General features: G+C 60.6%; 12 protein-coding genes and 1 riboswitch. Of the genes, 6 read left to right on the forward strand and 6 right to left on the reverse strand.

What is annotated here, in order from left to right; all coding sequences use genetic code 11:
* Positions 1-67: 67 nt before the first annotated feature.
* The 4 genes from AAEZ03_RS18950 to AAEZ03_RS18965 all read right to left on the reverse strand — a co-directional run bounded on the left by AAEZ03_RS18950 (position 68) and on the right by AAEZ03_RS18965 (position 3,482).
* Positions 68-1,024 carry a hypothetical protein gene (locus tag AAEZ03_RS18950; protein WP_048366633.1) on the reverse strand — a complete coding sequence of 319 codons (957 nt, stop codon included), beginning with the start codon at positions 1,022-1,024 and terminating at the stop codon, positions 68-70.
* Positions 1,025-1,065: 41 nt separating this feature from the next.
* A complete protein-coding gene (locus tag AAEZ03_RS18955) occupies positions 1,066-1,878 on the reverse strand; it encodes an aldo/keto reductase (protein ID WP_123751136.1) in 813 nt (270 codons plus the stop codon).
* Positions 1,875-3,050 (reverse strand): NAD(P)/FAD-dependent oxidoreductase, encoded by a 1,176-nt coding sequence (locus AAEZ03_RS18960; protein WP_350580716.1) that lies wholly within the window; start codon positions 3,048-3,050, stop codon positions 1,875-1,877. The genes AAEZ03_RS18955 and AAEZ03_RS18960 overlap by 4 nt, the downstream gene beginning before the upstream one ends.
* Before the next feature lie 99 nt (positions 3,051-3,149).
* Complete coding sequence (locus tag AAEZ03_RS18965; protein ID WP_048366630.1) at positions 3,150-3,482, reverse strand: DMT family transporter; 333 nt, start codon at positions 3,480-3,482, stop codon at positions 3,150-3,152.
* Positions 3,483-3,631: 149 nt separating this feature from the next.
* Here AAEZ03_RS18965 and waaA point away from each other — a divergent pair, with 149 nt between their 5' ends.
* The gene (waaA, locus tag AAEZ03_RS18970) at positions 3,632-4,909 is read left to right on the forward strand and encodes a lipid IV(A) 3-deoxy-D-manno-octulosonic acid transferase (protein ID WP_350580719.1); all 1,278 of its coding nucleotides are present in this window, start codon (positions 3,632-3,634) and stop codon (positions 4,907-4,909) included.
* A 65-nt stretch (positions 4,910-4,974) separates the two neighbouring features.
* Here waaA and AAEZ03_RS18975 read toward each other — a convergent pair whose 3' ends face one another.
* Entirely contained in the window at positions 4,975-6,411 is a 1,437-nt protein-coding gene (locus tag AAEZ03_RS18975; protein WP_048385224.1) for a TolC family outer membrane protein, read from the reverse strand.
* Between the two features lie 179 nt (positions 6,412-6,590).
* Positions 6,591-6,696: riboswitch (TPP riboswitch) on the forward strand.
* 154 nt (positions 6,697-6,850) lie between these two features.
* Between AAEZ03_RS18975 and thiC the strand changes: the two genes are divergently transcribed.
* Together thiC and cytX are read left to right on the forward strand one after the other, a co-directional pair.
* On the forward strand, positions 6,851-8,740 hold the full coding sequence (thiC, locus tag AAEZ03_RS18980; RefSeq protein WP_048366627.1) for a phosphomethylpyrimidine synthase ThiC: 1,890 nt from the start codon (positions 6,851-6,853) through the stop codon (positions 8,738-8,740).
* Between the two features lie 148 nt (positions 8,741-8,888).
* Entirely contained in the window at positions 8,889-10,151 is a 1,263-nt protein-coding gene (gene cytX, locus AAEZ03_RS18985) for a putative hydroxymethylpyrimidine transporter CytX (RefSeq protein ID WP_350580723.1), read from the forward strand.
* Positions 10,152-10,226: 75 nt separating this feature from the next.
* Here the strand turns inward: cytX and AAEZ03_RS18990 are convergent, their stop codons facing one another.
* On the reverse strand, positions 10,227-10,964 hold the full coding sequence (locus tag AAEZ03_RS18990; RefSeq protein ID WP_350580726.1) for an RsiV family protein: 738 nt from the start codon (positions 10,962-10,964) through the stop codon (positions 10,227-10,229).
* Between the two features lie 223 nt (positions 10,965-11,187).
* Between AAEZ03_RS18990 and AAEZ03_RS18995 the strand changes: the two genes are divergently transcribed.
* From AAEZ03_RS18995 to cpdA, 3 genes are all read left to right on the forward strand, one after another.
* Complete coding sequence (locus AAEZ03_RS18995; RefSeq protein WP_123751141.1) at positions 11,188-11,811, forward strand: NUDIX domain-containing protein; 624 nt, start codon at positions 11,188-11,190, stop codon at positions 11,809-11,811.
* A complete protein-coding gene (locus tag AAEZ03_RS19000; protein ID WP_048366623.1) occupies positions 11,802-12,254 on the forward strand; it encodes a DUF1249 domain-containing protein in 453 nt (150 codons plus the stop codon). The genes AAEZ03_RS18995 and AAEZ03_RS19000 overlap by 10 nt, the downstream gene beginning before the upstream one ends.
* Positions 12,255-12,372: 118 nt before the next feature.
* Positions 12,373-13,188: a 3',5'-cyclic-AMP phosphodiesterase gene (cpdA, locus tag AAEZ03_RS19005; RefSeq protein ID WP_350580730.1), complete on the forward strand. Its 816-nt coding sequence runs from the start codon at positions 12,373-12,375 to the stop codon at positions 13,186-13,188.
* The last annotated feature ends 7 nt before the right edge of the window (positions 13,189-13,195 follow it).

The raw sequence follows: 13,195 nt of genomic DNA on the forward strand, positions 1-13,195 counted from the left end.
AGCTTGCCTCGCGATCTTTCAAGATCAAAAGATCGCGAGGCAAGCTCGCTCCTACAGGCGTGTTGGGCTATCCGGCCTTTACGACCTTCCTGAACATCTGCCGCGCCTTGCCCGTCAGGCGTTTGAGCCGCGACTCTTTGTCGGGTGCGCTCAAACCTTGCTGCTTGAGCCAGTCTTTCCAGCGAATGCGTTCTTCGCTCACCACCCAGCCCTCTTGCGGCGCAAAACTTTCCGCCAGGTACACGCCTCGGGTGCTGGCCGGTTTCAGTTGATCCTTGTGCAAGGTGTACAGCTCGGCGCACGGCTGGCCGTCGGTCAGCGGCATCAGGTACAGGTCCGGGCGCTTGCGGTTGAGGCGGGCGACCAGTTGATCCCCTTCCAGACGCTCATCAACATGAAACAGGCTCAGTGACTTGGCTTCTTTGGGCACTTCAAGGCGCAGGTCGTAAATCAGTTGCAAAGAGGCGGTGGGCAAGTGCACATAGGCTCGCGGGCGCTCAAGCAACGGCTGGTTGGCGCAGCGCACCGGGCGCGCCGCGCCGGAAAACGGCGTCAGGCGAAACGACAGCGCTTCACGGTAATGCAGCGCGCTGGCGTAGGGCGCTGGCAGCCAGATGTCGTTGAAACGCCCGCTGAGCCAGCCTTCGGGGGTCTCCAGCAGGCACTCTTCGGCCACTTCCTGAACCGCCGTGTGCAAGGGCAAGTTGACCTCATGGGCCGGTACGTAGCCGGAGATCAGCTTGAGCACCACGTCACCCCGGTCCTGACGGCGCTGGCGCACCAGCACCCAGTAATCGCGGCCTTGCCAATGCAGCGTCAAACGCACCGACACGCCGAGGTTGGCCAGCTCCAGCGTGAAACGTTCGGTGTCGGCAACGCTGACCGGGCGGCGCTTGCTCAGGGTTTGCGCGAAGTTGAGCGGCATGCCGACACTTTGATAACTCAAGCCTTCTGCCGTGGCTTCGACAAGCAACGGCAGGGTTTTGAAGTCGCTGGGGTTCTTACGGATGAGCATTCGCGGCATGTCGGCTCCTTCTTGCGTCGGGGTCGGCCGAATCGGCGGCTTTAGGCGCTACGCAAAACCTGCGCAACCATTGCCACGTTATGGGCCAAGTGCAGCGGATTGATAGTGCCGACAATAGCACTGGCAACCCCGTGATGGCCAAACACCAGTTCGAAGCTGGCGCGCACCGGGTCGATGCCGGGCTTGAGGCACACATGGCCGCTGGCCAGGGCCTTTTTCACCAAAATGGCTTTGCCATGGGCAGCGGCGTAGTCGATTACCGCCTTCTCGGCTTGCTCATTGAGGTTGTAGGTGACCATGGCGCAGTCGCCGTTTTCCAGGGCCTTGAGACCGCCTTCGACGGTTTTGCCAGAAAAGCCGAAACCACGGATCTTGCCCTCGCGCTTCAGCTCGGCAAGGGTGGCGTACACCTCGCTGTCGTTGAGGATCGCCAGGTCGTTGCCGTCCGAGTGCACCAGCACCAGGTCGATAAAATCCGTTTCCAGACGTTGCAGGCTGCGTTCTACCGAGCGGCGGGTGTGTTCGGCGCTGAAGTCGTGGCGCGACTCACCGTTGTCGAACTCTTCGCCGACCTTGCTGACAATCACCCAGTCCTGACGCTGGCCGCGCAACAGCGGGCCCAAGCGTTCTTCGCTGCGGCCATAGGCGGGCGCGGTGTCGATCAAGTTGATGCCCAGGTCGCGGCTCAGTTTGAGCAGCATCTTGGCTTCCTGGTCATCCGGGATCTGAAAACCGTTGGGGTACTTCACCCCTTGGTCGCGGCCCAGCTTGACGGTGCCAAGGCCCAGCGGCGACACGTGCAGGCCGGTGCTGCCCAGCGGGCGCAAAAAGTCGTGCAGGGTCGCCTGGCTCATGGCAGCAGTTGCTCCCAAGCGGTTTTGCCTAGTGGCGGGCGAGGGAAGTCAGGCAGTGCAGGCACATTGCCGGGTTTTATTCCGTCTTGCTCAAGCGCGTTAATGACCCGGTCCGAGAAGTCTGGCGCCAGCGCCAGCTTGGTCGGCCAGCCCACCAGCAAACGGCCTGTATCGGAGACAAACGCGTTATCCGGGCGTACCAGACCGGACTGCGCCGGTTCAGCGCGGTCGACTCGCAGGGTGGCCCATTGCGCCTGGCTCAGATCGACCCACGGCAACAGACTGGCCAGCTCTTTTTTGGCGGCGGCGATTTGTTCGTCCGCGGTGCGGGCCACGCCCTCGGCTTCGGCAATGTCACCGCCCACATACCAGACCCATTCGCCGTTGGCGGCCGGGTGAGTGGTCACGGTGATGCGCGGCTTGGGGCCACCGCCCAGGCAATGGGCATACAGCGGTTTAAGGCTCGGGCCTTTGACCATCACCATGTGCAGCGGGCGCAGTTGCTGGGCAGGGACGTTGATTTCAAGGCTGGCCAGCAGCTCGGCATTGCCTTGCCCGGCGCTGAGCACGATGCGTTGCGCGAGGATATCCAGGCCGTCGACGCGCAGGCCGATCAGGCGCTCATTTTCAAACAGCGGCTCGACCTTTTGCCCTGCCAGCAGGCTGTCACCGGCCAGTTCGGTCAAGCGCTCGACCAGGCTGGGCACATCCACCACCAGCTCGGCCAAGCGATACACCTTGCCCTTGAAACGCGGGTTTTGCAGGGCAGGCGGCAATTGATCGCCTTTAACCTGATCAACCCGGCCGCGCACGGCCTTGCTCGCAAAAAAGCTGGTCAGGTTGCCTGCCAACGTGCCGGGGGACCACAGGTAATGGGCTTCGGAGAGCAGGCGCACGCCGCTCAAGTCCAGCTCGCCATCACCGGCAAGGGCCTCGCGCCAGCGGCGCGGCATATCAGCAATGGCTTCGGAAGCGCCGGTCAGCGCGCCGTGCAGCGCGTACTTGGCGCCGCCGTGAATAATGCCCTGAGACTTCAGGGTCTGTGCGCCACCCAGCGAATGGTTTTCAACCAGCACCGTGGAAAAACCCTGACGACGCAGGCGGGCATTGAGCCAGAGGCCAGCGACGCCAGCGCCGACAATCAGCACGTCGGTGGAAATTACAGATGCCATGGGCGACCTCAGCGTTGAAAGACAAGGCTGGGAGTATACAGCCTGATCCCGACTCTGCCTTTGAGGTGCCCAGAAAAGAAGGGCTACAGTGGCAAAGCTTTAATGCCCTGCCGTTTTGGAAAACAGTTGAATCACCACCACGCCCAGCACAATCAGACCCATGCCGAGCATGGCCGGCAGGTCGAGTTTTTGCCCGTAGATAAACAAGGCGGCAACGCTCACCATCACAATGCCCATGCCCGCCCACACGGCATAAGCAACGCCCACGGGGATGGTGCGCACCACCAGGGTCAGCATCCAGAACGCGGTGGCGTAGCCCACAATCACCAAAATGAGTGGCAATGGCGTACTGAACCCTTTGACCGCTTTCATTGAAACAGTGGCAATGACTTCAGCGCAGATAGCGATAGCCAGGTAGTAGTAAGCGGTCATGGTGCAATCCTGAGTGTGTGGCGAAGCAATTTAACAGCACGGCATTCTAGTGGTTGTAAAAGTGTGTAGGGGGCCTTTTTGTCGCGCCTTGAAATGGGCGTGTTCGGTGCCATCATCGTGGAGGTCGTTTTCAAGTAAACTCCGGGCCCATGAATAGAACTCTCTACACCTTGCTGTTTCATTTGGGGCTGCCGCTGGTGGCGATTCGCTTATGGCTGCGGGCCCGCAAGGCCTCGGCGTATGCCAAGCGCATTGGCGAGCGTTTCGCGCTGAATATGCCCGCCATGCAGCCGGGCGGGATCTGGGTCCACGCCGTGTCCGTGGGCGAGAGTATTGCCGCCGCCCCGATGATCCGGGCGTTGCTGCAACGTTATCCACAGTTGCCGATTACCGTGACCTGCATGACCCCGACCGGATCGGAGCGCATTCAAGCCCTGTTCGCCGACGAACCGCGCATTCAGCACTGTTATTTGCCTTATGACCTGCCATGGGCCGCCGCACGTTTTCTGGAGCGGGTGCAGCCCACACTGGCGGTGATCATGGAAACCGAACTGTGGCCTAACCATATCCACCAATGCGCCAAGCGCGGCATCCCGGTGGCGCTGGCCAATGCGCGCCTCTCGGCACGTTCGGCCAAAGGCTATGCGCGGTTTGCCAAGCTCACCCGGCCAATGCTCGAAGAGATGAGCCTGATTGCCGCGCAGACCGAAACCGAAGCCGAGCGTTTCCGCCAGTTGGGCGCCCGCCCCGAGTGCGTGCAAGTGACCGGCTCGATCAAATTCGACCTGACGATTGACCCCCAGTTGCTGATCAAGGCCCGCGCACTGCGTGAGCAATGGCAGGCGCTGGAGCGCCCGGTGTGGATCGCCGCCAGCACCCATGAAGGTGAAGACGCCATCGTGCTGGCGGCGCATCGGCAGTTGCTCGCGAGCTACCCGAATGCCTTGTTGATCCTGGTGCCGCGCCACCCGGAGCGCTTTAACGCGGTGTTCGCGTTGTGCCAAAGCGAAGGGTTCGACACGGTACGGCGCTCGGCCGCAACGCCGGTCAGCGCGCAAACACAGGTGCTGTTGGGCGACACCATGGGCGAGTTGCTGTTTTTGTACGCCCTGGCCGACAGCGCGTTTGTGGGCGGCAGCCTGGTAGCCAATGGCGGGCACAACCTGCTGGAGCCAGCGGCGCTGTCCAAGCCGGTGTTGAGCGGGCCGCACCTGTTCAACTTCCTCGAAATCGCCGCGCTGTTGCGTGACGCCGGGGCGCTGGAAGAAGTGGACGATGCGCACGCTTTGGCGGTGGCGGTACGGCGCTTGTTTGAACTGCCGCAAGACGCCCGGCACATGGGCCAGGCCGGTTTGAACGTGATGCTCGCCAACCAAGGTGCCTTGCAGCGCTTGCTGGACGGGTTGGGGCGGTTGCTGAGTCGTTGACGACCCTGTAGGAGCGAGCTTTTGATCTTTAAAAGATCGCGAGCAAGCTCGCTCCTACAGAGTTTTTACTGACCGGCGTTACGAATGTTGGCAGCCGCTTCCTGGGCCAGGTCTGGCGGCAGGAAATCTTTGTCCGGGTTGTAATCGGCTTTCAGGTAACGCGACAACGCATCCAGATCGCCCGGGTTCAACGTGCCCGCCGCCTGTTTAAGGCGCAGGTTGTCGAGGATGTAGTCGTAGCGGCTGTTGTTGTAGTCGCGCACTGAGTTGTACAGCTGGCGCTGGGCGTCGAGCACGTCAACGATGTTGCGTGTGCCCACCTGATAACCGATTTCCGTGGCTTCCAGAGCGCTCTGGTTCGAGATGATCGACTGTTTGCGCGCTTTCACCTGCTCGACATCGGTATTCACCGCGCGGTGCAGGTTGCGGGTGTTTTCTACCACCTGGCGGCGCAGTTGCTCACGCTGCTGCTCGGTCTGGTCCAGACGTGAGTACGACTCGCGCACTTGCGAGCTGGTCAGGCCGCCGCTGTAAATCGGGATGTTCAACTGAATGCCGATGCTGGTCTGGTTGACCGGCCCACCGTAACGCTGGTTCAGGGCGTTCGGGTTGGTCAGGCCGAAGGCATCGTTGTCACCGGTCTTGTATTGCGCCACGGCATCCACGGTCGGTGCGTGCCCGGCCTTGCGCTGCTTGAGGGTCTCTTGCGCGGCGTCTACCGCGTAGTTACTGGCCAGCAAGTTGAGGTTCTGCTGCGCGGCGGTGTCGACCCAGGCTTTGGCGTCGTTCGGCGTGGGCGGCAAAATCGGCAGGCTGTGGCGCATGCCCTCAATGGCGTTGTACTGGCGGTTGGTCAGCGTCACCAACGCTTCAAAGGCGTCTTCGACCTGGCGCTTGGCGAGCATGCGGTTGGCTCGCGCCGTGTCGTAGCTGGCTTGGGATTGCAGCACGTCGGTCTTGTCTGACAGGCCCACATCAAAACGCTCGCGGGACTGGTCCAGTTGACGCTTGAACGCCGCTTCTTCGGCCTTGGTCGCGGCCAGGGTGTCCTGGGCACGCAACACCGAAAAGTAAGCATTGGCGCTTTGCAGAATCAGATTTTGCTCAGTGGCCGAGAGTTGCAGCGCGGCCTGTTCATTGATCGATTCGGCCGCCTTGAGCTGGAACCAGCGGTCAATGCGGAACAGCGGCTGGGCCAGTGTGGCCTGGTAAACCATCAGGCTGCGGTTGGTGGTCATCGATGGCCTGTCGATGGAGGTGCGCACACTGCTCGACTCGGCGCCGCCCGACAGATTAGGCAGCAACCCGGCGCGGGCCTGGGGGACGACTTCCTTTTGTGCCGAGTAGCTGGCACGGGCTGCCGCGAGGTCGGCGTTGTTGTCGACAGCTTCCTGGTAAACGCTGACCAGACCGTTTTGGTTGGACACGGGCGCGGGTGAATCCACAGCCATAGCGTTGGTCGCCCAGGACACGGCGATAGCCAGCGAGAGTTTGCGCAGCATGAGCGATCCCTAGTTCAATAATGCGAAATTGATTGTCGAGGCCGTGTTCTGGCACTCGGAGTTACAAGACGTAGCGAGTGTAGTTGCCGTGACACCTTGCAACAATGCCGTTGTTGCCTCTTTCGTCATGCTGTTTATTTCAGGGTTGGCGTTCTGCCACACACTTCTTTATATTGGCCGTGTTCTTGTCGGGGTGCCTTGCTATGAGGCTGAGATCGAATAATTTCGGATCCCGTTGAACCTGATCAGGTTAGCGCCTGCGTAGGGAACAAGATTTCTCGTCTCCCGGCGAGTCCTCTTGAGTGCCGTCCGGGATCGATTGTTCAAAAAATGATCAATCGTTCGAGGTCGTCACTCAGCACCCAGTCCTTGGGTGCGTCCGTGCTTTTTTCAGGTTCTCCCTCCGACAATCCACCTGGATGCAGTCTGGAGAGCCGTGATGAGTACAACACTAAAAAACGCGATCAATCTCAGTGATTCGGCCAAGGTCGATGAGCAGTCGGTCAAGCCGTTTACCCGCTCGCAAAAAGTTTACGTACAGGGTTCGCGCCCGGACATTCTGGTGCCGATGCGTGAAGTCAGCCTTGATGTCACGCCGACCGATTTTGGCGGTGAAATCAATGCGCCGGTATTGATCTACGACACTTCAGGCCCGTATACCGACCCTTCAGTACAGATTGACGTGCGTAAAGGCCTGGGCGACGTGCGTTCGGCCTGGATCAATGACCGCGATGACACCGAACGCCTGCCGGGCCTGAGTTCGAACTTCGGGCAAATGCGCCTCGAAGACGCCGAACTGACCAAACTGCGTTTCGCCCACGTGAAAAACCCGCGCCGCGCCAAGGCCGGGGCCAACGTCACCCAGATGCACTACGCGCGTCAGGGCATCATCACCGCCGAGATGGAATACGTCGCCATCCGCGAAAACATGAAGCTGCAAGAAGCCCGTGCGGCGGGCCTGCTGGACCAGCAGCACGCCGGTCACAGCTTCGGCGCCAACATCCCGAAAGAAATCACCCCGGAGTTCGTGCGCGACGAAATCGCCCGTGGCCGCGCCATCATTCCGGCCAACATCAACCACGTTGAGCTGGAACCGATGATCATCGGCCGTAACTTCCTGGTGAAGATCAACGGCAACATCGGCAACAGTGCGCTGGGCTCCTCCATCGAAGAAGAAGTAGCCAAGCTGACTTGGGGCATTCGCTGGGGCTCGGACACGGTCATGGATTTGTCCACCGGCAAGCACATTCACGAAACCCGCGAGTGGATCATCCGCAACTCGCCGGTGCCGATCGGTACGGTGCCGATTTACCAGGCGCTGGAAAAGGTCAACGGCGTGGCCGAAGACCTGACCTGGGAGCTGTTTCGCGACACCCTGATCGAGCAGGCAGAGCAGGGCGTGGACTACTTCACCATCCACGCCGGGGTGTTGCTGCGCTACGTGCCGCTGACCGCCAAACGCGTGACCGGCATTGTGTCGCGGGGCGGTTCGATCATGGCCAAGTGGTGCCTGGCGCACCACAAAGAGAACTTCCTCTACACCCATTTCGACGAAATCTGCGAAATCATGAAGGCCTACGACGTCAGCTTCTCGCTGGGCGACGGCCTGCGTCCGGGTTCGATTGCCGACGCCAACGACGCGGCGCAGTTCGGTGAGCTGGAAACCCTTGGCGAGCTGACCAAAATCGCCTGGAAGCACGACGTGCAGTGCATGATCGAAGGCCCGGGCCACGTGCCGATGCAGTTGATCAAAGAGAACATGGACAAGCAGCTGGAATGCTGCGACGAGGCGCCGTTTTACACCCTCGGCCCGCTGACCACCGACATCGCGCCGGGCTACGACCACATCACCTCGGGCATTGGCGCGGCGATGATCGGCTGGTTCGGGTGCGCCATGCTCTGTTACGTCACGCCTAAAGAGCACTTGGGCTTGCCGAACAAGGATGACGTGAAGACCGGCATCATCACCTACAAAATCGCTGCCCACGCCGCGGACTTGGCCAAGGGCCACCCCGGTGCGCAAATCCGCGACAACGCGTTGAGCAAGGCACGTTTCGAGTTCCGTTGGGAAGACCAGTTCAACCTTGGCCTGGACCCGGACACGGCGCGCTCGTACCACGACGAAACCCTGCCAAAAGACTCGGCCAAGGTCGCGCATTTCTGCTCCATGTGCGGGCCGAAATTCTGCTCGATGAAAATCACCCAGGAAGTGCGCATCTACGCCGCCAACCAACGCATTGAAGCGGTCGACGTCGACGTGGCCAAAGGCCTGGCGGAACAGGCCGAGCGCTTCAAGCAGGAAGGCAGTCAGTTGTACAAGAAGGTGTGATGTAAGCAGTTCCCCTTGTGGGAGCGGGCTTGCTCGCGATGCGAACGACGCGGTCTGCATGTGAAACCGTGTCGACACCCTCGCGAGCAAGCCCGCTCCCACGGGTTTGATTTTCCGGCACCTTCTTTCTCTTCAAGAGACTCTTTCCTTGAACACACCCAGCACTTACTCGCCGGATACCGCCGTCCCGTTGGACAAGCGCGTCTTCGGCGCTCGCGATCTGTTTTCCTTGTGGTTCTCCCTCGGCGTCGGGCTGATGGTGTTGCAGACCGGGGCCTTGTTGGCGCCGGGGCTGGGCCTGTCGGGTTCGCTGCTGGCGATTTTTCTCGGCACTTTGGTCGGCGTGGCGTTATTGGCGTCGGTCGGGGTGATCGGCAGCGACACGGGGCTGTCTTCCATGGCCGCGCTAAAACTCAGCCTGGGTAGCCGCGGTGCCATGCTCCCTGCCGTGTTGAATGTGCTGCAACTGATTGGTTGGGGCTCATTTGAAATCATTGTGATGCGCGATGCCGCCAGCCTGCTCGGCGCGCGGGCCTTCAGTGAGGGCAGTTGGCTGAGCAACCCGCTGCTCTGGACATTATTCTTCGGCGCCCTGGCCACGTTGCTCGCGGTCAGCGGGCCGTTGGCGTTTGTGCGCAAGATCTTGCGCAAGTGGGGCATCTGGCTGTTGCTGGCCGCGTGCCTGTGGCTCACCTGGAACCTCTTCGCCAAAGCCGATCTGGCCGCGTTATGGGCGCAGAAGGGCGACGGCTCGATGCCGTTCGCGGTGGGTTTCGACATTGCGATTGCCATGCCGCTGTCGTGGCTGCCGCTGATCGCCGACTATTCGCGCTTCGGCAAACGCGCCAAAAGTGTGTTTGGCGGCACCGCGCTGGGCTTTTTGATTGGCAACTTCTGGCTGATGAGCTTGGGCGTGGCCTACACCCTGGCGTTCGCGCCGAGCGGTGAAGTCAATGCGCTGCTGTTGGCGCTGGCAGGGGCGGGGCTGGGGATTCCGTTGTTGCTGATTTTGCTCGACGAATCTGAAAACGCCTTCGCCGATATTCACTCGGCGGCCGTCTCCAGCGGGTTCTTGCTGCGCTTGAAAGTTGAGCACCTGGCCTTGGCGATTGGCGTTATCTGCACGTTGATCGCCCTGCTGGCGCCGCTGGCGCAGTACCAGAACTTCTTGCTGCTGATTGGCTCGGTGTTTGCGCCGTTGTTCGGCGTGGTGCTGGTGGACCACTTCATTGTGCGTAAACGCAGCGTCGACGTGACACCGGGTGTGCTGCGCTGGCCGACATTGCTGGCCTGGTTGGGCGGGGTGCTGACCTACCACCTGCTGGCAAACTTCTACCCGGATGTCGGCGCAACCTTGCCGGCGTTGCTGCTGGCCGGGCTGCTGATGTGGGTGCTGGGCCGCAAACACTAACCCAAAACCCACCCTGTAGGAGCGAGCTTGCTCGCGATCTTTTGATCTTCCAAAAGGTCGCGAGCAAGGCGGGTATCAACCGTGACCCGGCAACCACTCCGGCTTGATAATCCCGTTCAAGCGCGAATACGGAATGCTCAGCTCAACGTTGCCATCGGAGTACGGGGCAATGCTGTACACGTCGTACTTGAGCAAGACGCTGTCTTTAAGCAGCGCCACGTTCGGGGTTTGCTGGAACGGCCAGGTTTTGACGAACTCTGCATCGTTGCTGCGGTGCGAGTTGATCAGCCAGTTGTTGTGCGCCACTTTGGCCGCGCCCCAGAAGGCTCTTTCCTGACCCGGCAGCAGCATGTCCTGCAAGGTCACTTCTTTATGGTCTTTACGCGACCAGTTGATAAAGCCACGGCCCGGCATGCCATGCGCGCCGCCGGTGTCCAGGTAGCTGATCAACTCGATTATCACCAAGTCGTCATGCTGCTCACGTACCTTGGCCTGCAAATACATGCTGTTGCGGGTGTCGGCAGTGCGCAGGAACTGTTCGCGGTAAGCGTTCAGCGACGGCGCCAATTTGTCGTCCGGCGAGTTGACGGTCATTTTCAGCAGGCGCTGTTCGATCAGGGCGTCCAGCTTCGGGTCGGCGGCAAAGTGCACCGTCTCAATGTTGACCAGCGGGCAGTCATCGCCCTTGCAGCCCGCTTTGACCTGCTCGGAGGCATCGGGGGTGAACGCCAGCGGTTTGGGTTGAAAAGCACTCTGGCAAGCACCCAGCGCGAGGGCGATGCAAGTCAGGGAAGCCAGTTTTAAAAGTGACATGGTCGTCCTTCATCAACGAAAGAAAGGTGAACGCAGGCTCGTTCGACTGCCAACAAGGGCGTCAGTTCGCCGCTAAGCTTGAAGGTGTCAATTAGAGTTGGTTTGCAGGCAATCCGTCTATCCCCACGTTATAAAAGGGGCTGCATCCAGAAGCACAGGCGCGTTAGGATGCGCGATGCCGTGGGGTCACCCCCGGTGTGAATTTGCCAGCAAGAGGTTTTCCATGACTGACATCACCAAGGCCAAGCCCAGCGCCGTCGAGATCGTAAAACGCGAAAACGGCTACCAGGGGTTTTACCAACTGGACCGGGTTTTCCTGCGCCATGAGCTGTTTGCCGGTGGCATGAGCCGTGAGATCAGTCGTGAGGTGTTTGTGCGTCATGACGCGGTGTGTGTGCTGCCTTATGACCCGGTGCGCGACGAAGTGGTGTTGATCGAGCAGTTTCGCGTTGGCGCCCTGGGCAAAATCGACAACCCGTGGCTGATCGAGCTGGTGGCCGGCCTGATCGACAAAGAGGGTGAAAATGACCCCGAAGACATCGCCCACCGCGAAGGCGAAGAAGAAGCGGGACTGACGTTCTCGGCGTTATGGCCCATTACCCGTTATTTCCCGTCACCCGGCGGCAGCACTGAATTTGTGCACGTGTTTCTGGGGCGTTGCGACAGCTCTAATGCGGGCGGCCTGCATGGTCTGGACGAAGAAGCCGAAGACATTCGCGTGACTAAATGGGCGTATGAAGATGCGCTGCAAGCGGTGCGTGATGGACGTATTTCTAACGCGGCGAGCATTATTGCCCTGCAGTGGCTGGCGCTTAACCGCGCTGAAGTGAGGGGGTTATGGCAGTAAATGGCGTCCGTGATCGCTACCGGGTTGATTTGATTGGCTTGCAGGCTGCCTGCGAAGCCAACTATGCGCGGCTGATGCGTTTATTGCCTGACATGCGCGAGCAACCGAGCGCGCGACAGATCGCGGTCACTCAGGGTGAGCAGATGCTCGGCGTGCTGACCCTTGAAGTGATGCTCGACTGCCCGTACACCAGCACCTTGCGCGTGCGCCAGGAACACAGCCTGCCGTGGCTGCCGGTGCCGGAACTGCAAGTGCAGGTGTACCACGATGCGCGCATGGCCGAAGTGATTGGCGCAGAACATGCGCGGCGCTTTCGCAGCATCTATCCTTACCCCAATGATGCGATGCACCAGCCCGACGAAAAGGCCCAGCTCAATGTCTTTTTGGGTGAGTGGCTGAGCCATTGCCTGGCCTGCGGGCACGAGTACGCCGAAGTCCGCTGATCGTTGTATCAGGTAGGAGCTGCCGCAGGCTGCGATCTTTTGATTCTTTGTAAAGATCGCAGCCTGCGGCAGCTCTTACGTTTGAGATTGATTTTTACCGTTGCTCGGGAGAGCCATCTTGCCCAACGCTTCCACGCCGACCACCGAAGACTCGGTGCTGCTGGTGCAACTGACCGATAGCCATTTATTTGCTGACGCAGACGGTTCGCTGCTGGGGCTGAACACGGCGCAGAGCCTGCAACTGGTGGTCGACAAGGCGCGGGCCGAGCAGGCGCAGGTCGATCTGCTGCTGGCCACCGGCGATTTGGCTCAGGACGGCAGCGTTGCGGCGTATCAGCGGTTTCGGCAGGTGAGCGAGCCGTTGTGCGCCAATGCCCGCTGGCTCCCCGGCAATCACGACCGATTGGCGCAGATGCGCGAAGCCACCGTGCAAACCCGTCTGTTGGACCCGGTTGTGGATATCGGCAACTGGCGCATCATTTTGCTCAACTCGCAGGTGCCGGGCGCCACGCCGGGTTATCTGGAGGATGAGCAATTACAGTTGCTCGCCCAGGCTGTGAGCGAAGCGCCGCAGCGTCATCATCTGGTTTGCCTGCATCATCATCCGTTGCCGGTGGGCAGTAAATGGATCGAGCCGATCGGTCTGCGCAACGCTCAAGCGTTTTGGGACGTGCTGGATCGCTTCCCGCAGGTGCGTGCCGTGCTCTGGGGGCACATCCACCAGCCGTTCGACCGTGTGCACAACGGTGTGCGCTTGCTGGCAACGCCTTCTACCTGCGTGCAGTTCACGCCGGGCAGTACAGACTTTGATGTCAGCGGCGAGGCGCCCGGCTATCGCTGGCTCCGCTTGCACCCCGATGGCACGCTGGACACCGGCGTGTCGCTGCTGGATAACTTTGTGTTCACGCCCGATTACAGCGCGAACAACTACTGAGTGGGCG

The organism is Pseudomonas sp. HY2-MNA-CIBAN-0224, from assembly GCF_040310285.1.
GTDB classification, from domain to species: Bacteria; Pseudomonadota; Gammaproteobacteria; order Pseudomonadales; family Pseudomonadaceae; genus Aquipseudomonas; species Aquipseudomonas helleri.